The 21,413-nt window shown below is 63.8% G+C and carries 19 protein-coding genes; 18 read left to right on the top strand and 1 reads right to left on the bottom strand.

The window, feature by feature from the left end; genetic code table 11:
• The first annotated feature begins 179 nt into the window (after positions 1–179).
• The 6 genes from DSOUD_RS05830 (at position 180) to DSOUD_RS05855 (ending at position 7,625) form a co-directional block, all read left to right on the top strand.
• Positions 180–1,427, top strand: a complete 1,248-nt coding sequence (locus tag DSOUD_RS05830) for a tetratricopeptide repeat protein (protein ID WP_053550121.1) — start codon at positions 180–182, stop codon at positions 1,425–1,427.
• 20 nt (positions 1,428–1,447) lie between these two features.
• Positions 1,448–4,126 carry a heavy metal translocating P-type ATPase gene (locus DSOUD_RS05835; RefSeq protein WP_198300373.1) on the top strand — a complete coding sequence of 893 codons (2,679 nt, stop codon included), beginning with the start codon at positions 1,448–1,450 and terminating at the stop codon, positions 4,124–4,126.
• On the top strand, positions 4,123–5,160 hold the full coding sequence (locus DSOUD_RS05840; RefSeq protein ID WP_053550122.1) for a DHH family phosphoesterase: 1,038 nt from the start codon (positions 4,123–4,125) through the stop codon (positions 5,158–5,160). Before DSOUD_RS05835 ends, DSOUD_RS05840 begins: the two co-directional genes overlap by 4 nt.
• Before the next feature lie 67 nt (positions 5,161–5,227).
• Positions 5,228–6,298: an N-acetylmuramoyl-L-alanine amidase family protein gene (locus DSOUD_RS18985; protein WP_053550123.1), complete on the top strand. Its 1,071-nt coding sequence runs from the start codon at positions 5,228–5,230 to the stop codon at positions 6,296–6,298.
• 2 nt (positions 6,299–6,300) lie between these two features.
• On the top strand, positions 6,301–7,032 hold the full coding sequence (rph, locus tag DSOUD_RS05850; protein ID WP_053550124.1) for a ribonuclease PH: 732 nt from the start codon (positions 6,301–6,303) through the stop codon (positions 7,030–7,032).
• A 2-nt stretch (positions 7,033–7,034) separates the two neighbouring features.
• Positions 7,035–7,625 carry an XTP/dITP diphosphatase gene (locus DSOUD_RS05855; RefSeq protein ID WP_053550125.1) on the top strand — a complete coding sequence of 197 codons (591 nt, stop codon included), beginning with the start codon at positions 7,035–7,037 and terminating at the stop codon, positions 7,623–7,625.
• A gap of 79 nt (positions 7,626–7,704) precedes the next feature.
• Here DSOUD_RS05855 and DSOUD_RS05860 read toward each other — a convergent pair whose 3' ends face one another.
• Positions 7,705–7,902, bottom strand: a complete 198-nt coding sequence (locus DSOUD_RS05860; protein ID WP_053550126.1) for a hypothetical protein — start codon at positions 7,900–7,902, stop codon at positions 7,705–7,707.
• A gap of 201 nt (positions 7,903–8,103) precedes the next feature.
• On the opposite strand from DSOUD_RS05860, the gene DSOUD_RS05865 reads away from it, so the two are divergent.
• From DSOUD_RS05865 to DSOUD_RS05920, 12 genes are all read left to right on the top strand, one after another.
• Complete coding sequence (locus tag DSOUD_RS05865; RefSeq protein ID WP_053550127.1) at positions 8,104–9,912, top strand: autotransporter assembly complex protein TamA; 1,809 nt, start codon at positions 8,104–8,106, stop codon at positions 9,910–9,912.
• Positions 9,906–13,829: a translocation/assembly module TamB domain-containing protein gene (locus tag DSOUD_RS05870; RefSeq protein ID WP_053550128.1), complete on the top strand. Its 3,924-nt coding sequence runs from the start codon at positions 9,906–9,908 to the stop codon at positions 13,827–13,829. The genes DSOUD_RS05865 and DSOUD_RS05870 overlap by 7 nt, the downstream gene beginning before the upstream one ends.
• Positions 13,830–13,945: 116 nt before the next feature.
• Positions 13,946–14,359 (top strand): nucleoside-diphosphate kinase, encoded by a 414-nt coding sequence (gene ndk, locus DSOUD_RS05875; RefSeq protein WP_053550129.1) that lies wholly within the window; start codon positions 13,946–13,948, stop codon positions 14,357–14,359.
• Between the two features lie 252 nt (positions 14,360–14,611).
• The gene (gene rlmN, locus DSOUD_RS05880; protein WP_053550130.1) at positions 14,612–15,697 is read left to right on the top strand and encodes a dual-specificity RNA methyltransferase RlmN; all 1,086 of its coding nucleotides are present in this window, start codon (positions 14,612–14,614) and stop codon (positions 15,695–15,697) included.
• A gap of 49 nt (positions 15,698–15,746) precedes the next feature.
• The gene (gene mtnP, locus DSOUD_RS05885; RefSeq protein WP_053550131.1) at positions 15,747–16,613 is read left to right on the top strand and encodes an S-methyl-5'-thioadenosine phosphorylase; all 867 of its coding nucleotides are present in this window, start codon (positions 15,747–15,749) and stop codon (positions 16,611–16,613) included.
• Positions 16,614–16,695: 82 nt separating this feature from the next.
• Positions 16,696–17,607 (top strand): PfkB family carbohydrate kinase, encoded by a 912-nt coding sequence (locus tag DSOUD_RS05890; protein WP_053550132.1) that lies wholly within the window; start codon positions 16,696–16,698, stop codon positions 17,605–17,607.
• A 22-nt stretch (positions 17,608–17,629) separates the two neighbouring features.
• Positions 17,630–18,208, top strand: a complete 579-nt coding sequence (locus DSOUD_RS05895) for a hypothetical protein (protein ID WP_053550133.1) — start codon at positions 17,630–17,632, stop codon at positions 18,206–18,208.
• Between the two features lie 10 nt (positions 18,209–18,218).
• Positions 18,219–18,971, top strand: a complete 753-nt coding sequence (locus DSOUD_RS05900) for a tetratricopeptide repeat protein (RefSeq protein ID WP_053550134.1) — start codon at positions 18,219–18,221, stop codon at positions 18,969–18,971.
• Between the two features lie 47 nt (positions 18,972–19,018).
• Positions 19,019–19,543 carry a response regulator gene (locus tag DSOUD_RS05905; RefSeq protein ID WP_053550135.1) on the top strand — a complete coding sequence of 175 codons (525 nt, stop codon included), beginning with the start codon at positions 19,019–19,021 and terminating at the stop codon, positions 19,541–19,543.
• Between the two features lie 2 nt (positions 19,544–19,545).
• A complete protein-coding gene (locus DSOUD_RS05910; protein ID WP_053550136.1) occupies positions 19,546–20,400 on the top strand; it encodes a purine-nucleoside phosphorylase in 855 nt (284 codons plus the stop codon).
• Positions 20,401–20,514: 114 nt separating this feature from the next.
• Positions 20,515–20,913: a sigma-54-dependent transcriptional regulator gene (locus DSOUD_RS05915; protein WP_053550137.1), complete on the top strand. Its 399-nt coding sequence runs from the start codon at positions 20,515–20,517 to the stop codon at positions 20,911–20,913.
• 25 nt (positions 20,914–20,938) lie between these two features.
• Positions 20,939–21,385: a universal stress protein gene (locus DSOUD_RS05920; RefSeq protein ID WP_053550138.1), complete on the top strand. Its 447-nt coding sequence runs from the start codon at positions 20,939–20,941 to the stop codon at positions 21,383–21,385.
• Positions 21,386–21,413: the final 28 nt, after the last annotated feature.

Raw genomic sequence — 21,413 nt, forward strand, 5'->3', positions numbered from 1 at the left:
GGTTCCCCTGGGGTTGGTTCCCTTAAATTGTAACCGCGAAATTTCGTTTGTCCCGGGGCGGTTCGGCGCCCCTCTTGGGCCGCAGGAGGCAAGAAACGAGTGCATCCCTTGATCGGGTCTGCTATAGTACCCCGTTCTGCCCCCGGGGGCGATCCATCATCAATTGATCCGGAGCCGCAATGGACGAGGAATTCGAAGAATATCTGGAAGAAGAGGACGATGAAACCCTGGAGATGGCGCAATTCGCCCTCGACCGGGGAGACGACCTGACCGCCCTCGATCTGGCCGAGGAGTATCTCGAGAGTCATCCCCTCGACGTGGAGGCTCTCAATATCTGTGCCGTAGCCGCCTCCAATCTCGACGACAACCCCAAGGCCCTGGCTCTCTATCAGAAAGCCCTGCGTCTCGATCCGAAAAACGGCGCCATCCACCACAACTACGGAGTCCTCCTCGATCGCATCGAGGCGTATGAGGAGGCCCTGGTACATTTCCGCCGCAGCCTCGAACTGCAGCCGGATTTCCCCGAGGCCTACATCAACATGGGGAACGCCCTCGATGAACTGGGGCGGATCGAAGAGGCGTTGCAGATGTACGACCAGGCCCTGCGGCGGATGCCCGATGCTCCGGACGTCTACTACAACAAGGGGTATGCCCTCAACCGGCTCGGCCGCTTCGAAGAGGCGGTCGGCAGTTTTCATAAGGCCCTCGAGATTAACCCTTCCGATCCCGCTTCCCTCAACGGCCTCGGCTTCGCCCTCGGCGGTCTCGGCCGCGACGAGGAGGCGGTGGCCACCTACCGCAAGGCGATGGCCAAGGACGACAAGATTCCGACCTATCACTACAATTGCGCCCTCTCCCTGGCCCGTCTCCATCGCCCTGATGAGGCGCTGCAGGAATTTTCCGCCGCGCTGGCCATCGATCCCGAGTTTTACGAGGCCTATATCGAACGAGCGAACCTCTTCACCGACCTCGGCCGTTTTGCCGATGCCCTGGAGTCGCTCGACGCCGCCGAAAAGCTCGAACCCGAGAGTCCCGAGCCCCCCTTCTACCGCGGGGTGATACTGGAAAAACTCGGCGATCCGGCGGGGGCTCTGGTGGCTCTGGACGAAAGTCTGAGCCGCGATCCCGAGTCGATCTACACCCTGAACAACAAGGGGAACGTCCTTATGGACCTCGGCCGGCTGGACGAGGCGCTCTCCTGTTTCGATGCCATTATCGAGCGGACTGCCGCTTACCCTCTGGCCTACTACAACCGCGCCTGCGTCTTCGCCCGGCGCGGCAAGGTGCAGGAGGCGGTGCGGGAGCTGGCGAAGGCTTCGGCCCAGGAGGCGCAGTTTCTCGCCGATGCCCTGCAGGACCCTGATTTTGAAGGGATTCGCGACAAGGCCTCATTTGTGCGGCTGCTCAATCGCAGGAAGGCCGGATAGCCGGATCGAAGGATCTGACCATGATCGAGACCGTCCTCCCCGTCCGGGGGATGAAGTGTCAGAAATGCGCAAGCAAGGTTCACGCGGCTCTTGCCCCCCTCGCCGGGGTCGGGACGGTCGAGGTCGATCTCGCCGGCTGTTGCGCCCGGATCCTTCACGACCCGCTGTCCGTGGACGGGCCGGCCCTGGCCGCCGCCATAGAGGAGGCGGGGTTCCGGGTCGCCGCGGTCCCCGGAGAGGGGGCGCCCCTCCCTGAACCGTCGGTCGTGCCCGGAGGAGAGGCCGTTCGCATCACCCTGCAGCTTGGCGGCATGAGCTGCGCCAACTGCGCCCGAACCATCGAACGGAGGGTGGCCCTGTTGGCGGGGGTGCAGTCGGTCTCTGTCAATTTCGCCACCGAAAAACTGGTCGCCGCCTGTGATCCCGACCGTCTCGGTGCCGAGACCCTGATCGCCAGGATCGCCGATCTCGGCTATCCTGCCCGTCTTCCCGCGGCACAGGGGGAGGACGGCAGGCTGAAATTCGCCATTCAGGGGATGCATTGTGCGTCCTGCGCCGCAACGATCGAGAAAAAACTCCGGAGCCTGCCGGGGATGGGCGCGGCGACGGTCAATTTCGCCGAGGAGACGGCAACCGTCGTCTTCGACCCGCAGCGTCTCGACCGGCAGGAGATCTTCTCCGCCGTCGAGGAGGCCGGCTATGCGCCCCTGGCGCGGCGGGGGAGCGCCGAGGAGGAGAGCGAAGCCCGCAGCCAGCGCCGCTGGCTGATCCTTTCGGCTCTTCTGACCCTGCCGATCCTCCCCCTGATGTACTTCCTCCCCTGGGGCGAGGCCACCGTCTACCTCATCGCCCTCCTGGCCACCTCCGTTCAGTTCAGCGCCGGCCTCACCTTCTACCGTGGCGCCTGGACATCCCTGAAAAACGGCAGCGCCAACATGGATGTACTGGTCGCCCTGGGGATCAGTGCCGCCTACGGCTACTCGCTGGCGGCCCTTTTGGGGGTCTTCGGGCTCACCGGGACGGTCTTTTTCGAAACCGGCGCCATGCTGATCACCTTCATCCGATTCGGCAAGTGGCTCGAGGCCCGGGCCAAGGGGAGGGCAAGCCAGGCGCTCAAGGCGCTGCTGCAGCTTCGCCCCGACCGGGCGCGGTTGCTCCTTGACGGCCGGGAGCAGGACGTCCCCGTCGGCCGGGTCAGGGTCGGGGATCGGGTGGTGATTCTTGCCGGCGAGAAGATTCCCGTGGACGGCGAAGTCCTCGAGGGGGAATCGGCGGTCGACGAGGCGATGGTCACCGGAGAAGCGGTCCCCCGCGACAAATCCCCCGGTGATGCCGTGACCGGCGCCACCATCAATCAGACCGGCCGCCTGGTGGTGAAGGCGACGCGGATCGGCGAAGAGACGGTGCTGGCTCAGATCGTCCGCATGGTCGAGGACGCCCAGGGGGACAAGGCGCCGATTCAGCGTCTGGCCGACGCCGTCTCCAACCGCTTCGTCCCGGCGGTGGTATCAATCTCGGTCCTGACTTTTCTCGTCTGGTACCTTCTGCTCGATGCCCCCTTTATTTTCGCCTTCAAGATGGCCATCGCCGTACTCGTCATTGCCTGCCCCTGTGCCCTGGGTCTGGCGACGCCGACGGCGATCATGGTCGGCAGCGCGGTGGGGCTCTCCGCCGGCATCCTTTTCAAACGGGCCTCGGTCCTGGAAAATATAGCCCGTCTCCAGATTCTCCTCCTCGACAAGACCGGTACCCTGACGACGGGGGAATTTTCCGTCAGCGACCTGATCCCCGTTCCCGGCGGCGATCCCCGGGAGCTGCTGCGGCTGGCGGCGGCTCTCGAGTCGACCAGCAACCATCCCCTGGCCAGGGGTGTCGTCGCCCGAGCCAGGAGGGAAGGGATCGAGCTCCCGGCGGTCAGCGGGGCGCGGGAAGTCGCCGGACACGGCCTCCTCGCCGAGGTCGAGGGCGGGACGCTGCTGGCCGGCAACCAGCGGCTGATGGAGCGCGAAGGGGTCGATGTCGCTCCCCTCTCCGCCGAGGCCTCCGCCCTGGGAGCCGTGGGCAAATCGCTGATTTATCTCGCCCGCAACGGAATCCTCCTCGGGGTTCTCGGGCTTTTCGACACCCTCAAGGACAACGCCGCCGAGACGGTCCGCCGTTTGCGCGCCCTGGGTCTGAAGACGGTGATGATTACCGGCGACCGCAGGGAAGCCGCCCAGGCCGTCGCAGCCCTCCTCGGAATCGACGCTGTCGAGGCCGAAGTCCTCCCCGGGGACAAACAGGCCGTGGTCCGCAGCTATCAGGCGCAGGGACTGGTGGTCGGGATGGTCGGCGACGGGATCAACGACGCCCCGGCGCTGGCCCAGGCCGATATCGGCATCGCCCTCGGCAGCGGTACCGACGTCGCCAAGGAAACCGGGGACATCGTCCTGGTCAAGGGGGACATCCTCGATGTGGAGCGGGGGATCCGCCTCGGGCGAAAGACTCTCGCCAAGATCAGGCAAAATCTCTTCTGGGCGTTTTTCTACAACATCGTCGGCATTCCCATCGCCGCCGGGGTTCTCTACCCGGCCTTCGGGATCGTTCTCAAGCCTGAATTCGCCGGGCTGGCCATGGCCTTCTCCAGCGTTTCGGTGGTGACCAACAGTCTGCTGCTCAAGCGTTATGCAGCCAAGCTTCCGGGGGGGGATCAATCATGACCATCGATCTGCAGAAAGCCAGGGAATTTTCCGATCAGGTGATCGAGTGGGTGCGGGGCAAGGGGCGAATCCTCATCGTCGCCCACGACAACCCCGATCCCGACTCCCTGGCCTCGGCCTTTGCTCTGGGGCACCTTCTCCTCCTCAAGACCGGGCAGGAGGCGACCATCGCCTTCGGCGGCGTCATCGGCCGCGGCGAAAATCGCGCCCTGGTCAGCGAACTGGAGATCAAGGCCATACCGCTGGATGAGCTCGACCTCTCCCTCTTTCCCGTCGTCTGCATGGTCGACACCCAGCCGGGGACCGGGAATAATTCCTATCCCGTCGATCGCCCGGTGCACGTTGTCATCGATCACCATCCCTCCCGGGAGATCTGCGACAGCTGCCGCTGGGTCGATGTCCGTCCCGAATACGGCGCCTGCGCCACCATCCTCTTCGAGTACCTGCAGGCCCAGGAGATCTACCTCGGAACCAAGCTGGCAACCATGCTCTATTACGCCATCAAGTCCGAAACCCAGGACCTGGGACGGGAGTGGACCCGGGCCGACCGGGAAGCCTACCTCCATCTTTTCCCCCTGGCCAACAACCGCATCCTCTTCAATATCACCCACCCCGAGTCGCCGCGGGAGTACTTCCTCAGTTTCAACCAGGCCCTGGAGAGTGCCCGCATCTACGGCGATCTCCTGGTATTCAATCTCTACGCCATCGACAATCCGGACATGGTCGCCGAGATGGCCGATTTCCTGATGCGCATGGAGGGGGTGACCCTGGTGCTGGGGATGGGGAACTACCGGGACAAGGAGATCCTCTCCCTGCGCACCACCGATCTCTCGGTCAATGCCGGCGAGGTGATCCAGGCGGTCGTTGCCGGCCTCGGCACGGCCGGGGGGCACGGGATGACCGCCGGCGGCCAGATCCATCCCCTGCAGGGGGATCGGGCCCTGCAGAAGGAGCTGGAGAATACCCTGGCCCGGCGCCTCCTGGAGACCCTGGGGAAAACCCCCTGCCGCCCCAAACGACTGGTCCCCTCCTGAGAGGGGGTCGATTGACAGCCCCGGTTGACTTGGGGTATAAACATGTCGGCTTTTTCCCGAGGTGACCATGCTGCGCTCTCTTCTGCTCCTGTTTTTCCTCCTCCTCCCCCTCTTCTCCGCCGATGCCGCCGTGGAGCTGGCCCTGAAGGGTCGTCCGCCGGTGACCCTCACCGAGGTCTATCTGCGCGACGGGGTCTCCTATCTGGCCATCGACGACGTCCTGGCCGTTCTCGAGCTGAAGGGGGACTGGGACTCGGTGCGGCATGTCTACACCCTCCAGACGCCGCGGGGAGCGGCGGTGATCTCTCCCGGCAGCCGTTACCTGCGCCAGGGGGAGAGCTTCATTCCCCTGGCCCACCAACCCCGTTTCATCGATGGCCGTCTGCGGGTCGCCGAGGATTTCGTCAACGAGCAGCTCCCGGCCTTCCTCGACGAGCCGGTCTACTACCGCAATCTCAAACCCTCCGCCGTGCGGGCCGACGTGGGGGAGACCCCCCTCGACCGGCTCTTCGCCTTTGTGCTGCGAAAGAAGAAGTCGGCCGACGAACCGGCGCTGCGCGGGATCGTTCTCGATCCCGGCCACGGCGGCCAGGATCCGGGGGCCATCGGCCTCAAGGGGCTCAAGGAAAAGGCCGTGACTCTCGGCGTCGCCCGGCGCCTGGACAAGCTGATCAAGATGCAGATGGGGATCCCCACCTACCTCACCCGCAACGACGACTATGCCCTGAATCTGCAGCAGCGCCTCGAGGCGGTGGCCCGTCCCGATGTCGATGCCCTGATCCTCCTCCACGCCCAGGCGTCGTTCAGCGACCGGCCGGGCGGCGTCACACTGGTGATCCGTCCCCGGGATGAGGCCGCCGGCGGAGAGGTCGTCGAAGGAGAGGGGGGGAGCATGAAGCTCGCCCAAAAGCTCCGCGGCGCCCTGGAACGCTCCGGTATCTCCGTCGACGGCATCGTCCGCGCCCCCCTCCTCCCTCTCGGGCGCGGCAATCTGCCGACGGTCCTGGTCGAGGTCGGCTACCTGTCCAACCCCCGGGACAACCTCCGGCTCTCCGATCCGGCCGGGCAGGATGAGCTGGCCATGGCTCTGCTCAACGGTCTGAAATCTTTTGTCGATGAATTGAAGGAGTTTCGCTGATAATGAACGATGAAAAGAATCGCAACGACGGAAGGTCTGCGGCGGCGCTGCGGCCGGTGACTTTTCAGCGGGGCTTCACCCGTTATGCCGAGGGCTCCGTCCTCGTCTCCTTCGGGGAAACCCGTGTCCTGTGCAACGCCACCGTCGAGGAGAGCGTCCCCTCCTTCATGCGCGGGCAGGGGAGGGGGTGGGTGACCGCCGAATACTCCATGCTCCCCCGCGCCACCCACAGCCGCTCCCCCCGGGAGTCGAGCCGCGGCAAGGTCGGCGGGCGGACCCATGAGATCCAGCGCCTGATCGGGCGTTCGCTGCGGGCGGTGGTCGACCTCGAGGCGCTCGGCGAACGCAGCATCCAGATCGACTGCGATGTCCTGCAGGCCGACGGCGGGACGCGCACCGCCTCCATCACCGGCGCCTACGTCGCCCTCGCCGATGCCCTCAACGGTCTGGTCGCCAAGGGGTTGCTCCTCTCCTCGCCGTTGAAGGAGAGCGTCGCCGCGGTGAGCGTCGGCATCGTCGATGGCTCCCCCCTTCTCGATCTCAACTACGGCGAGGATTCCCACGCCGCCGTCGACATGAACTTCGTCATCACCGGGTCCGGGCGCTTCGTCGAGGTCCAGGGGACCGCCGAAGAGGAGCCTTTTTCCCTCGCCGAACTCGATGCCCTGCGCGATCTGGCCCTGGCCGGTTGCCGGGAGCTCGCCGTCCTGCAGGACCGGGCCCTGGAGGGGTGAAGATGGAGCTGGTCGTCGCCACCCGCAACCAGGGAAAACTCCGGGAAATCCGGGCCCTTCTCGAAGGGAGCGGGATTACCGTTCTCGGTCTCGACGCCTTCCCCGACCTCCCCGAAATCGAAGAGGATGGCGCCACCTTCGAGGCCAACGCCCGCAAAAAGGCCGTGACCGTCGCCCGGGCCACCGGACGCCTGACCCTGGCCGACGATTCGGGGCTTGAGGTCGCAGTTCTGGACGGTCGCCCCGGGGTTCATTCGGCCCGTTATGCCGGGGAGACGGCCAGTGACGCCGACAATAATGCCAAGCTTCTGCAGACTCTGGCCTCTGTTCCCGCGGAGAATCGTCAGGGGGCCTTTTGCTGCGCCATGGCCCTGTGCAACAGGGAAGGGGAATGCCGGGTCTTTTTCGGCAAGGTCGAAGGTCTCCTCCTCGATTCACCCCGGGGAGAAGGGGGCTTCGGCTATGACCCGCTCTTTTTGGTCCGGGAATACGGGCGCACCATGGCGGAGCTCCCCATGGAGATCAAGAACCGCATCAGTCACCGCGGGCAGGCCCTGCGTCAGGCTCTCGAGGTCCTGCGCACCAGGGTATGATGCCGGGTATCCGGCAGGGAATTGGGAAGGGTCAGCCGTGCGGCTGGCCCTTTTTGCTGCGCAGACAGTGGGGGGGGAGCTAACCGGGGTTGGGTGTCAGGCAGTCCTGGCGCCAGCAGCAGTTGAACTGCTGGCAGTCGTAGCGGCCGGGGGAGCCGTAACAGTCGAAATTTCCTTCGGCCAGTTGAATGCTGCGGATCAGCGCCCCCTTTTTCAGGCGGCTTATCTGGGACAGGCCGAGGTCTTTGGCGCGTTCGCGAACATCGACTATTTTCATGGGAACCTCCCGGATTGGGGGTGGAGTCTCTCCTTCTGCCGGCTTTTACCGGAGGGAGTATCCTCGTTATCGGCAAAATCAAACACAAGATTGGCCGTTGTCAATTATTCATCATGGCTTCGCAGTCGAGAGTGGGAGGATTTTCCGGCATCGACATTTTTTGTTGTATGATTTAGTGGCACTCTCCTCAGCGGATCATGGATGAAATACCCTTTCCCCCATATGCAATCGTTTCTTCGGTCGTCGATCGGGAATTTCTGGAATCGCCTCGGGCTGCTGACGGCTCTCCTCCTTCTGCTGCTGGCCGCGACCACCCTGGCAGCCGACCCCCTGGAGATCGCCGTGACCGGCGTTGAAGAGGCGGCCCTGGACAACGTCCGGGCGGCCCTCGTCCTCCCCCCCGACCTGGTGCGGGACGGTCGGGTCGAGCCGTTGTGGCTGGAGCGCTTCGTGCGACAGGTTCCCGAGCGGGTCCGTCGGGCCCTCGAGCCCTACGGTTTCTACGAGGCCGAGGTCAGCACCGACCTGCAGGTCAGGGGTGAGAACGATTATCTTCTCACGGTTGCGGTCGTTCCGGGGGAGCCGGTGCGGCTGACGACGGTTCGGGTCCGCCTCAGCGGGCCGGGGGAGAACGAACCCCGATTGCAGTCGCTGGTCGGCGATTTCCCCCTGCTTCCCGGCGAGGTGCTGCGTCAGGACCTCTACGACAGGGCCAGGGGGACGCTCAAGGCCCGCGCCCTCGACCTCGGGTATCTCGACGCCGACTTCGCCGTCCATCGGATCCTCCTGAACCGTCAGGAGCGGCGCGCCGAAATCGACCTCGAGCTGGCGACGGGGGAGCGGTATCTCTTCGGCGAGGTCCTGATGCATGGCGCCCCCGATTATCCCGAACGTTTTTTGCGCCGCTATATCGCCTTCGCCGAAGGAGACGTCTTCAGCTATCCCCGTCTCGGCCAGACGCAGCTTAATTTCCTCGACTCCGACCGCTTTCGCGAGGTGATCATCACCCCCCGCCTCGACCTGACCCGGGATCTGCGGGTGCCGATCAATCTGAAACTGGTTTCTTCGCCGCGCCGCCGCCTGCGCCCGGGAATCGGTTACGGCACCGACACCGGCGCCCGCATGTCCGTCAATTACCGGGATCTCAATGTGTTGCGCCGCGGTCATGAGTTTTCCGCCGACCTGGGGATTTCCGAGCACCGCCAGTCCCTCACCTCCAGCTACATTCTCCCCGGCCTGAAGAATATGGATTCCCAGACCGCGCTGCGCGCCGGCTTCGAGCGGGAGAGCATCAGCACCTTCGAGACCCGCTCCCTGTTTGCCGAGATCGAGCGGCTGCACGGTTTCGGCCGCGGGCGCATCGGGTCCGTCTATCTGCGGCTTCTGCAGGAAGATTACATCGTCGGGCTACAGGACTCCCGGTCGCGATTGATCCTCCCCGGTCTGCGTTTCAGTCATCGCAGTTACGCCGATCCGATTCGGCCGAAGCGGGGGTTCCGCTATTCCCTGGAAGGGCGGGGAACCCACCAGAGCCTCGGCTCGGACACCGGACTCTTGCAGTTTCTCGCCGGAGGAAATGCCGTCGTCCCTCTCCCCTGGCAGCTCAAACTCCTGCTGCGCACCCAAGGGGGGACGACCCTGAAAAACGAGCCGCTCTCGGAAGTTCCGGCCTCCCTGCGCTTTTTTGCCGGCGGCGACCAGAGCGTGCGCGGTTACGGTTATCAGACCGTCGGCCCCCGGGACGCCAGCGGCAAGGTGATCGGAGGCGAGCATCTGGCGGTGGGGAGCGTCGAACTCGAGGTTCCCATCGGTGAAAACTGGGGAGTGGCGGCCTTTTTCGACCTCGGAAGCGCCTTCAATTCCGTCACTGAGATCGACTGGGCCCGGGGTGCCGGACTCGGGGTGCGGCGCTATACCATGGTCGGCCCGGTCAAGATCGATATCGCCCGGCAGATCGGCGTCGCCGACCCTTCCTACCGGGTGCATGTCAGCGTGGGGTTCGGATGGTGAGAACCGGGCTTAAATACCTGGCGCTGGCTCTCCTGCTGGTGGGTCTCGCCCTTTTGACCGGCGGCGCCTGGCTCGTCGGCACCACGAACGGGACCCGCACCCTCCTTCGTGCCGTCTCCCTCTGGACTCCCCTGAAGATCGACGCCGGATCCGTCTCCGGGCGTCTGGCCGACGAACTCCTCCTCGAAAATGTGCGGGTGAACTGGCCCCGGGGAGAGGCCGCCACCGGCGTCCTTCGCCTGAACTGGAATCCGCGGCAGCTTTTCCAGGGGAATCTGGCGATCGAGGAACTGGAGGTGGCGGATCTGGAAATCCGTCTCGGCAAGGGTGGCGGGTCCGTCTCCGGCGGCAAGGGGGCCCGGCCCCTCTGGCCCCTGGTCTCCGGGGCGCCCCTGGGATTGGAAGGGACGCTCGAGTCGCTGCAACTCTCCCGGGTGACGATCCACGGTCTCGGCGGAAAACCGCTGGTGCTCGAAGAAGCGACGCTGCACCTCGAGCTGCGGGACGGCGTCCTTGCCCTCTCGCGTCTCGAGGCGCAAACCCCCTACGGAAGAGTTTCGGGGGAGGTGAGTGCGGGTCTAACGAAGCCGAGTCTCCGTGCCGATTTGCTGGGGGAACCGGCCGATAACCCGGGAGGGATCGAGTCGGTCCGGCTGAAGGTCGACCTTGGCGCCGGAGGGGGGGAGGAACTCCTTGCCGGTCCTCTCCAGGTGGACATGCGCCTGGCAGGCGATGAGACCTGGCATCTCCTCGGCGAACTCGGTCTCGGCGAAGCGGGGGGCGAACTCCGGGAGCTTCTCCTCACCCGGAGCGCCGCCGCGGGGGAGGTGCGCGGTCGGCTTCAGGCGCGCTTCGACGGCGAAAATCAACCCCTGGCGGCTCAATTGCGCCTTTTGTCGGTCGATCTCGCTCCGGAAACCGGGGTGTCGACCGCCCTGTCCGGGGTTCTCGACATCGCCGGGACGCCGGGACGCTACGAGGGGGAGTTCGACCTGGCCAACTCCGGTGAGTCCTGGCGCGATCTCCAGCTCGCCGGGCGCCTCTCCGGCGGCCTGGAGGGGATCTCCCTGTCCGACCTCGACGGTCTTCTTCTGGCCGGCCGGGTCGGCGGCGAACTCTCTCTCGACTGGAGCGGCCCCTTCCTCGTCGCCGGGACCCTTCAAGGGGAGAATCTCGACCCGGGACTCCTTTCTCCCCCCCTCACCGGCCGGGTCAATTTCAATCTCACCAGCACCCTCCTTTTTCCGCCAGATCTCCCTCCGCAGCTGGAGATCGTTGGGTCCCTGGAGGAGAGCATCCTCCGGGGCCATCCGCTCTTCGGCGTCTTCAACGCCCGTCTCGTCGGGGGGGATCTCCTCCTGCGTCATCTCGAACTCCATGGGGAGGGAGTCGATCTGACGGCCGCAGGGCGCCTCAAGGAGCGGATCGATTTCGCCCTGGTCCTCCCTCGCCTGGCTGACCTGCTGCCGGGAGCCGTCGGGGGGGGGAGGGGGGAAGGGTGGCTGCGCTGGAGGGAAGGGGAACTCTCCGGAGTTTTCCAGGGACAGGGGACAGCTCTCGCCTATGCCGGGCTGGCCGTCGACAGGGGAGCCCTGCAGCTCGAGCGACCGCTTCCCGGAGGCCCCATCGCGCTCCATGCCGATCTCGGCGGAATCCGCTACCGCAACCTCCTTTTTGACCGCCTCGAACTTCAGGGAGACGGCCTGCTCCAGGATCACCGGGTGCGTCTTGACCTGAAGTGGCCGCAGGGCCAGGCGGAAATCGTTGCCGAAGGCGGGTACAGCGAGGGGCGCTGGACGGGAGAGCTGGTGCGTCTGGAAGGAAAGGATGAGGAACAGGGGGGCTGGCGTCTGGCCTCCCCGGTGACCCTTGCCGCCGGAGGCGATGTCGTGCGTTTCACCCCCCTGGAGCTGGTCAGCGATCGGGGAGAGCGCCTCGAGGTGGCCGGCGATTACGACCTGGCCTCAGGACGGGGGGAGGGGGAGGCCCAATGGGAGGATTTGACTCTGGATCGCGCCAACCCATGGCTTCCGGAGTTGCATCTTTTCGGCAAGAGTTCCGGCGCCCTGGAAGGGGCCTGGAGGAAAGACGGCACCCTGGTGCTCAAGGGAAAACTCGTCGCCGCCGGCCGCCTGGAGCATCAATCCAAGGTCCTGGAAGCCCGGCACCTCGAGGCTGAGTTCTCCTGGGATGACAAGGGACTTCTGGCCCTGTGGGATCTCGATCTCTCTGGCGGGGGGAACCTGTTCGGGCGTCTGGATTCCGCCGAAAAGGGGAGACTTGCCCTGCCGCAGAGCCTTGCTCTGCAAGTCGATTGGACCGGTCTTGATCTGGCGCTTTTCAAGGACTGGGCGCCCCCTGGTCTCACCGTCGACGGGCTTCTTTCCGGCGGCCTGACGGCAGAGCTTTTCCCCGGCGGAACCTTCGACGTCTCCGGCGAGGCAGCCGTCGACGGCGGACTCCTTACCTGGGAAGAGCAGGGGACGGTGACGGTGGCGCTGCGCAGCGGCGAGTTCAACTGGCGCTGGCGGAAAAAAGCCCTGGTCCTCGATCTCGCCCTGGTTCTGGCCGAGGACGGTCAGCTCGCCGGGAGTTTCTCCATCCCCCTGCCGGCCGTCTGGCCGCTCCGAATCCCTCCGGCGGGAGCCCTGTGGGGAGAGGTGGAAGGGACCTTCAGGGAGCGGGGGCTTCTGGGCACCCTCCTGCCGGGGTTGTTGCGGGAGAGTCACGGCGACCTGACTCTCGATCTTGCCCTCGGCGGCACCTGGCAAAGTCCTGAGTTCTCCGGCGGTCTGAGTCTGACCGGGGCCGGGGCCTATCTCCCCCGGGCCGGCATCGAACTGCGCGACCTGAGGCTGCAGGCCGAATTCGCCGGCGACCGGTTGCGCATCCTCTCCCTGGAAGTCTTTTCCGGGGAGGGGAGCCTCAAGGGGGAGGGGGAGCTTCGTCTGGAGCGCTGGGAGATCGCCGAATTCCACGGCACCCTGGGTGGGGAGCGCTTTCTGGTCGTCAACCTCCCGGAGTTGCAACTGGCGGTCAGCCCCGAGTTGACCGTCGAGGGAACGGCGAAGAGGGTGAAGGTCCGCGGGGAGATCCATGTTCCCGAGCTCCTGGTTCGGGGACGGCAGACTCAGGCCCCCCTGCACCAGCACCCCGATGTCGTTCTGGTCAATGGTCCAGGCCAAAGCCGCCGGACGGCACCGGTGGAGATCGATCTCGAGGTGAGAGTCGTGCTCGGCGACCGGGTCCTGGTTCAGTTCGGAGGGATCGACGCCCGCCTGGAAGGGGATGTTCTTATCGACGCCCGCAGTCTCGACGCCGTCAGCGGCCGGGGGAAGATCCATGTCGCCAAAGGGACCTATTCGGCCTACGGGATGAAGCTCAACATCAGCCGGGGGACCCTCCTCTTTGCCGGCGGCCCCGTCGATCAGCCGACCCTCGACATCCTTGCTCTGCGCACCGTCGGGGAGGTCAAGGCCGGGGTACGGGTCAGCGGCACCCCGCGGTCCCCGCTGGTGACCCTCTACTCCGATCCGGTGATGCCGGACACGGACGTCCTCTCCTATATCGTTCTCGGCCGCCCCATGGGGAGCGATGCCGGACAGGCCAGCCTCCTTCTGGTGGCGGCCGGAGCGCTCCTATCCAAGGGGGAGTCGACGGTGCTGCAGGACCGTCTGCGGCGGCGCGTGGGACTCGACGTCCTCGACATCCAGGCCGGCAACGGCGACGTCACCGAATCGGTCGTCACGCTCGGCAAATACCTCAACCCCAAGCTCTATATCAGTTTTGGGCATTCCCTGTTCACCAACAGCAATGTCGTCGGCCTGCGCTACAGCATCAGCGAGCACTGGCAGGCGGAATCGAGCGTGGGCGAGGAGAGCGGGGTCGATCTCTTTTACAAGATCGAATTCCGCTGAAAACAGCCGGCGGGCTGCGATGGCGAGCCGAAATCCTTGACATTCCTGGTCAGCGGTGCTAAGTATCCACGGTTTCTGTACCCTTTATCGAAAAAGTCACCGGAGGAATTTGCACCATGGAAAAAACATTCGCCATCATCAAGCCCGACGCCTTCGCCGCCGGTCACGCCGGCAAGATTCTCGCCCGCATCTACGCCGAGGGCTTCACGGTCGTCGGACTCAAGAAACTCTACATGAGCAAGGTCGAGGCCGAAGGCTTCTACTACGTCCACAAGGCGCGCCCCTTTTTCGGCGAACTGACCGATTTCATGAGCAGCGGGCCCTGCGTCGTCATGGTTCTCGAAGCCAAGGGCGCCATCAAGAAGTGGCGTGACCTGATGGGCGCCACCAACCCCGCCGAGGCGGCTGCCGGCACCATGCGCAAGGAATTCGGCACTTCCATCGGCAACAACGCCACCCACGGCTCCGACGCCCCCGAAACCGCCGCCTTCGAGATCCCCTACTTCTTCTCCGGACTCGAGCTTCTCTAGGCCGGAGGGTCTTCGCTCACGACGTCTGGCTCCCAGGCCCTCCGGATTCGATCCCGAGGGCCTGTTTTTTGTCATCCCTTGCCCGGAGCCAGTGCAACCGGGACCTGTCTCCCCCCCCCGCTTCATCGCCGAAGCGGTGATCTTCCATGGACTCCTTTCGGCCGGTTTGACCTTGTGCCGGCCGGGCGGGTCGGCTAGAATCGGGGGTGCTCAGGAAATTTCCTCCTTTTGCCAGCTGCGGATCGTTTTTTCATGACCAAGACAGACATCAAGAGCCTCAACCTTGACGAACTGGGCGCCTTCATCCAGGCCTTCGGCAAGGAGAAGTTCCGCGCCAAACAGATCGTCCGCTGGATCTACCAGCGGGGGGTGACCTCCTTTGCCGCCATGACCGATCTCTCCAAGGATCTCCGGGAGTCGCTGGAAACCCGGGCCTTCATCTCCGACTGGGAGCCGGAGGTCACCGAGCAGAGCGTCGACGGCACGAAGAAATACCTCTTTCGCTTATCCGACGGCCAGACCGTCGAGTCGGTGCGCATCCCCATGGAGGGGACACGGACGACGCTCTGCATCTCCACCCAGGTCGGCTGCGCCATGCAGTGCGCCTTCTGTCTGACGGGGACCTTCGGTCTGGTGCGCAATCTCGAAACGGCGGAGATCGTCAATCAGGTCTGCGCCGTGGCCAAGGACGGGCCGATCAACAACATCGTCCTCATGGGGATGGGGGAGCCGCTGCACAACCTCGACAACGTCGTGCGCGCCCTGCAGATCCTCTATCTCGACGAGGGGTTCGGCTTCGGGACCCGCAAGGTGACCCTTTCGACCTGCGGCCTGATTCCGGAGATGCTCGAGATGGCGCGGCGCATCCCTGTCAATCTGGCGGTCTCCCTCAATGCCACCACCGACGCGGTTCGCGATCAGTTGATGCCGGTCAATCGCCGCTACCCCCTCAAGGAGCTGATGACCGCCTGCCGCCATTACCCCTTGAAGCCGCACCAGCGCATCACCTTCGAGTACATCCTGATCCGCGGCATCAACGACACCCTCGCCGATGCCCGGCGCCTCGTCAAACTGCTGCACGGGATCAAGGCCAAGGTCAATCTGATCCCCTTCAACGAACACGGGGAATCGGCCTTTCGCGCCCCGACCCCGGAGGCGATCGAGACCTTTCAGACCTGCCTGCTCGACAGCAACATCGTCGCCATCCGCCGGACGAGCAAGGGGCAGGATATTTCCGCGGCCTGCGGTCAGCTCAAGGGGAAGCTGGAGAGGGCCCAAAAGAAGCTCCCCGCTCCGACCCCCGGCGGCGAGGAGAGGGAATCCGGATCGGCGGCCTGAACGGTCCTCGAACTGAATGAATCATTACTACAATTCTGGAGGTTTTTTCATGGCACAACCTGTGATCGGCGTCATCGGCGGCAGTGGTCTCTACGAGATCGAGGGCTTTTCCAACGTCGAGGAAATCCGTCTTGAAACCCCTTTTGGCGATCCGTCCGACGCCTATATCACCGGCACCCTCGAGGGGGTGAAGCTGGTCTTTCTCCCCCGTCACGGGCGCGGTCACCGCCTCCTCCCCTCCGAGGTCCCCTATCGGGCCAACATCTACGGCATGAAGAAGCTCGGTGTCGAACGGATCATCTCCGTTTCGGCGGTGGGGAGCATGAAGGAGGAGATCGTTCCCGGTGACATCGTCATCCCCGATCAGTTCTTCGACCGCACCCAGGGAAAGCGGGCCTCGACCTTTTTCGGCGAGGGGGTGGTCGGGCACGTGCAGTTCGCCGATCCGGTCTGCGGCGATCTCTCGGCGGTCCTCTACCAGGCCGCCGTCGAGGTCGGCGCCACCGTTCACCGGGGAGGGACCTACATCTGCATCGAGGGCCCCAATTTCTCCACGCGGGCCGAGTCCAATATCTTTCGCAGCTGGGGCGTCGACGTCATCGGCATGACCAATCTCCCCGAGGCGCGCCTGGCCCGGGAGGCGGAAATCTGCTACGGCACCGTGGCTCTGGCCACCGACTACGACTGCTGGCACCAGGAGCACGACGACGTCTCCGTCGAGGCCGTGATCGCCATCATCCAGCAGAATGTGGCCACCGCCCGCAACATCATCCGCAAGGCGGTGAACAGGCTCTCCGGCGTCCGTGGCTGTGCCTGCGGCGAGGCGCTGAAATACGCCATCATGACCCGCAAGGACCTGATCCCGCAGGAGACGATCGACAGGCTCGACCTCATCATGGGGCAGAACCTGCGCTGATTTTCCTGCCGTCCCCGCGGCCGCCGGAATTTAAATCGGGTATAATTAGCAAATTATAGATTTTTCCCCCAAGGAGGGATGGATGAGTATACTGGTTGTCGGTTCTGTGGCTTTTGATTCGGTGGAAACCCCCTTCGGTCGGGTCGAGGATGTCCTCGGCGGTTCCGGGACCTATTTTTCCACCTCGGCCAGCTTCTTCACCGACGTCAGCCTGGTGGCCGTGGTCGGCGAGGATTTCCCCGCCGAACACCTCGATTTTCTCCGCTCCCGCAACGTCGATCTTTCCGGCCTGCAGACGGCCCCGGGGCAGACCTTCCGCTGGAAGGGGCGCTACGGCTACGATCTCAACGAGGCGCAGACCCTCGATACCCAGCTCAACGTCTTCGAGACGTTCAAGCCCGACCTTCCGGCGGCCTGCCGCCAGGCCGAGTACGTTTTTCTCGGCAACATCGACCCGGAACTGCAGCTCGAGGTGCTCAAGCAGGTGGAGAAGCCGAAGCTGGTGGCCTGCGACACCATGAATTTCTGGATCGAGGGGAAGCGCGAGGCGCTCCTGGCCACACTGCGCCACGTCGACATCCTGCTCATCAACGAGGGGGAGGCGCGGCAGCTCGCCGGCGAGGCCAATCTGGTGAAGGCCTCCCGGATCATCCTGGCCATGGGCCCCAAAACCCTGGTCGTCAAGCGGGGCGAATACGGGGTGATTCTCTTCAGTGCCCACTCCATCTTCTCCGCTCCGGCCTTCCCCCTCGAGTCGGTCTTCGATCCGACCGGAGCCGGCGACACCTTCGCCGGCGGGTTCATGGGCTATCTGGCCTCCACCAACAACCTCTCCGAGGGGAGCCTGCGCCAGGCGACGGTCCTGGGGAGCGTCATGGCCTCCTTTACCGTCGAGGATTTCAGCCTCAACCGCATGAAGGCCCTGGCGTATCCGGAGATCGAGGAACGCTTCCGCCGTTTCAAACTTCTGACCGAGTTCGACGGACTGGGGTAAAGGCCGACAACCGGAGGAACCGATGTTCGTCCTGCACAAGGAAATACAGCGTCTCGAGGTCCCCGCCGAGAGGGTTCTCCTCCTCCAGCGCTCCCTGACCAACATTCAGGTCGCCATCCCCGGGACGACGTCCCAGGAGACGACCGCCTATCTCTGTGTCTTCGCCGCCGGCAAGGGATACAGGATCGTCGCCGTTCTCCACCAGCTGTCGAGCCGGCGCCTCCTCTTCTACCTCAACAATGAGGGGGAGGTCCAGCAGCGGGAGGCGAACCGGATTCTCAAGGAAGGAATCCACTTCGTCGAATCGATGGGCTTCATCCTCAGCGATCTCGACTTTCAACGCCTCTCCCCCAGGGAACGGACGGCCGTGTGGCAGTCCCTGCCGCTGAAGACCGGGATCGTTGCCGCAGCGCCGGCGGCGGAACCGGCGGCGGCAAAGGGTGTTCAGGCCTCGCCGCCGGTCAGTCCACCGCCCCCTCCGTCCGCCCCCCCGACCGGGGAGACCCTGGCGCAAAAAGAACAGATCCCCCCGGCCGCCGAGCAGAGAGCGCGGCAGAAGGCTTTTCTGGAAAATATCGGACGTTTTCTGTCTTCACTCTAAGGAGGTCTCTTTGCTGGATCGCTATCTTGTCTGGATCACGATGTTCCTTTCAATCGCCCTGTTGGCCGGTTGCGGGGTATCGAAAAAAAACCTCAACAGCGCCGAGGTGCATTACACCCTGGGGCTTTCCTACCTCGGGGAAAACAACCCCACCCGCGCTCTCAACGAATTCCTCATCGCCGAAAAGGCCGACCCGGCCAACGCCGAAATCCAGGCTGCCCTGGCCCAGGCCTATCATATGAAAAAAGCCTATCCCGAGGCGGAGCGCCATTATCTCCGGGCTCTGCACCTTACCGCCAACGACCCGCAATTTCTCAACAATCTGGGGGCCCTCTATCTCGATATGGAGCGGTGGGACGAGGCGATCCGCACCTTCGACCAGGCCGCCTCCAATCTCCTCTTCACCCGCTCCGAGGTCGCTCTGACGGGAAAGGGCTTTGCCTATTTCAAGAAGGGGAACTTCCTGGAGGCGGTCACGGCTTTTAAAAAGGCCCTGGTGAAGAACCCCAATTTTACCCAGGCCCGTTTCCGTCTCGCTGAGACCTATTACGTCCTCGACAACCCCGATCTGGCCATCGACGAATACCGGAAGATTCTTGCCATCACTCCCGATTATCCCCTGGCCCACTACAAACTCGCCCTGGCCTATGTGAAGAATCGGCAAAGAGACAAGGCCCTCTCCTCCTTTCGCGAGGTGATCCGGCTGGCTCCCGATTCCGAGTGGGGAAAACTCTCCACCGACTATCTTGGAATACTGAAATAGGGCCTCGCCGGTTTAGCCGGCGGCCCCAGAAAAACGGAGGAAGAGCGATGACCATCGAGTGCCCCGGATGCGGCGCCCGTTACCGGATGGATCCGGCCAAGGTATCCGGGACGACGGCCCGGGTCCGCTGCCCCAAATGTTCCGTCCCCTTCCAGATCGATCTCCCTCCGGCGGCCGAACCGGCCGTCGCATCGGCGCCCGGCGCCGCCAAGATTCTGGTTGTCGATGACTCAAAATATTTCCGCGACATGATTCTCGATATCCTTTCCCCCATGCCGTTTGAGTTCCTCACCGCCGCCGACGGGGTCGAGGCCCTCGAAGCCATCTTCCGCGAGCGTCCCGTTCTCGTTCTTCTCGACCTCAATCTCCCCCGCATGAACGGCTATGAGCTGATCCGCCAGGTGCGGGGCGATGCCCGGCTCAGCGGGATCCGTCTCCTGGCCATGAGCGGGGTCTTCCGCAAGGAGGGGGACATCCGGGAGGTGGAGCGGGCCGGCGCCGATGACTTCATCGTCAAGTCCTTCAAACCGGAACAGCTCCAGGAGCGTATCCGCAAGATGCTGAAAATCTGACCATGGACTCTTCACCTGACGATCTGATTGCAACCCTGCGCCGCAAAACCGGACCCGTCCCCTTCGACCTCGCCGTAGTGCTCGGCTCGGGGCTCGGGGCTTTTGCCGACCATCTCGCCGATCCGGTCTCCTTCCCCTACGGCGATTTCCCCTGTTTTCCTCCCTCCGCCGTGGCCGGGCATGCCGGCCGGTTGGTGGCCGGAACCTATGAGGGGTGGAGGGTGCTGGCCTTTCAGGGGCGCCACCATCTCTATGAGGGGTACGACGCCCGCCAGGTGACGGTCAACGTCCGCATCGCCCACGCCCTCGGGGTGCCGCGTCTCCTGTTGACCAACGCCTGCGGGGCGGTGAACCGAACCTATCGGGCCGGCGATTTCATGTACATCGCCGATCACCTCAATCTCCTCGGGGACAACCCCTTGCGCGGCGAAGCGGTCGACCCCTTCATCGATCTCTCGCACCTCTACCGGCAGGATCTCTTCGTCCCCCTCCACGATCACGCCCAAAGGGAAGGGATCTCCCTTCATCGCGGGGTGCTGGCCGCCCTCCCCGGTCCTTCCTACGAAACCCCCGCCGAGATCCGGGCCCTCGCCCTGCTGGGCGCCGACGCCGTTTCCATGTCCACGGTTCCCGAGGCCATTCTCGGCAAATATCTCGGTCTCGAGGTCGTCGGCCTCTCCTTTCTCTCCAATGCCGCCGCCGGTCTGGGGACCGCATCCCTGAACCATCAGGAGGTTCTTGCCGCCGGGCGCCAGGGGACGGAGCGTTTTCTTGCTCTTCTTTGCCAGCTGATCCGCCTCTGGCGTCAGGCCGGCAATTCTTCGGCAAGTCCCGGCGGGTCATTGCCGGTCAGTTAAATTAACCGTCTGAAAATACAAGAAATTTTCTCAGGAAAACAGCATGACTCGCACCTTGACAGGACTTTGCCTCATGATAAACTTTGGCCAAAAAGGGGGAGGGGGAAGAGCGCATTGGGGCAAAAAATTAAAAAAATTCTCGTTGTGGACGATGAGGAAAACGCCCGTCTCGGCCTGAGCAAGCTCCTCGGCCAGGAAGGGTATGACGTCGAGAGTGTCGGCAACGGCTACGAAGCTCTCGATTTTCTCCGCCGCCAGAAGGTGAATCTGGTCATCAGCGACATCAATATGCCGGAGATGAACGGCCTGACTTTTTTGCGCGAGCTTCACCGCCAGTATCCGAGTACCGAGGTGATCATGATCACCGCCTATGGCGAGGTCGAATCCTACCTGGAGGCGATGAATCTGGGGGCTTTTGAATACATTCACAAGCCGGTCAAGCTTGATGAGTTGAAATCGGTGATACATAAAATTTTCAGCCGCAGCAAGGCCATGAGCGCCTCTGGGGCCTAAAGCCACTTCACAGCCGGGGGGAGTCATGAAAACATTCAACAGCATCCTGTTCGCCACAGATTTTTCGGAAAGTTCCGACTACGCCTTCACCTACGCTCATGCCCTGGCAAAGAAGTTCAACGCCCGGCTGCTGATCGTCCATGTCATCAACGAGCCCGTCGATTTGCGCGGTTTTTATGTACCGCACATCTCCTTCGAAAAACTCGAAGAGGAGATCGAGGAAGGGGCCCAGAAAATGATGGAAAAGTTCTGCCGGACCAACATCCGCGACTACGACAATTACGAGACCTTCATCGTCCCCGGCATCCCCTATGACGAGATCATCAAGAAGGGGGTGGAACACGGTGTCGACCTGATCCTCCTCGGGACTCACGGCAGGACCGGTCTCGATCACGTCCTCTTCGGCAGCACCGCCGAAAAGGTCGTGCGCAAGTCGCCCATCCCTGTCATGACCGTTCGCATCAAGGAATAGCTCCAGGACGGGACCGGTCCCAACCCTT

This window comes from Desulfuromonas soudanensis (genome assembly GCF_001278055.1).
Taxonomy (GTDB): domain Bacteria; phylum Desulfobacterota; class Desulfuromonadia; order Desulfuromonadales; family WTL; genus Deferrimonas; species Deferrimonas soudanensis.

Coding starts and splice junctions, on each gene's coding strand:
- DSOUD_RS05830 (WP_053550121.1), top strand. CDS start 180: ATGGACGAGGAATTCGAAGAATATCTGGAAGAAGAGGACGATGAAACC.
- DSOUD_RS05835 (WP_198300373.1), top strand. CDS start 1,448: ATGATCGAGACCGTCCTCCCCGTCCGGGGGATGAAGTGTCAGAAATGC.
- DSOUD_RS05840 (WP_053550122.1), top strand. CDS start 4,123: ATGACCATCGATCTGCAGAAAGCCAGGGAATTTTCCGATCAGGTGATC.
- DSOUD_RS18985 (WP_053550123.1), top strand. CDS start 5,228: ATGCTGCGCTCTCTTCTGCTCCTGTTTTTCCTCCTCCTCCCCCTCTTC.
- rph (WP_053550124.1), top strand. CDS start 6,301: ATGAACGATGAAAAGAATCGCAACGACGGAAGGTCTGCGGCGGCGCTG.
- DSOUD_RS05855 (WP_053550125.1), top strand. CDS start 7,035: ATGGAGCTGGTCGTCGCCACCCGCAACCAGGGAAAACTCCGGGAAATC.
- DSOUD_RS05860 (WP_053550126.1), bottom strand. CDS start 7,902: ATGAAAATAGTCGATGTTCGCGAACGCGCCAAAGACCTCGGCCTGTCC.
- DSOUD_RS05865 (WP_053550127.1), top strand. CDS start 8,104: ATGAAATACCCTTTCCCCCATATGCAATCGTTTCTTCGGTCGTCGATC.
- DSOUD_RS05870 (WP_053550128.1), top strand. CDS start 9,906: ATGGTGAGAACCGGGCTTAAATACCTGGCGCTGGCTCTCCTGCTGGTG.
- ndk (WP_053550129.1), top strand. CDS start 13,946: ATGGAAAAAACATTCGCCATCATCAAGCCCGACGCCTTCGCCGCCGGT.
- rlmN (WP_053550130.1), top strand. CDS start 14,612: ATGACCAAGACAGACATCAAGAGCCTCAACCTTGACGAACTGGGCGCC.
- mtnP (WP_053550131.1), top strand. CDS start 15,747: ATGGCACAACCTGTGATCGGCGTCATCGGCGGCAGTGGTCTCTACGAG.
- DSOUD_RS05890 (WP_053550132.1), top strand. CDS start 16,696: ATGAGTATACTGGTTGTCGGTTCTGTGGCTTTTGATTCGGTGGAAACC.
- DSOUD_RS05895 (WP_053550133.1), top strand. CDS start 17,630: ATGTTCGTCCTGCACAAGGAAATACAGCGTCTCGAGGTCCCCGCCGAG.
- DSOUD_RS05905 (WP_053550135.1), top strand. CDS start 19,019: ATGACCATCGAGTGCCCCGGATGCGGCGCCCGTTACCGGATGGATCCG.
- DSOUD_RS05910 (WP_053550136.1), top strand. CDS start 19,546: ATGGACTCTTCACCTGACGATCTGATTGCAACCCTGCGCCGCAAAACC.
- DSOUD_RS05920 (WP_053550138.1), top strand. CDS start 20,939: ATGAAAACATTCAACAGCATCCTGTTCGCCACAGATTTTTCGGAAAGT.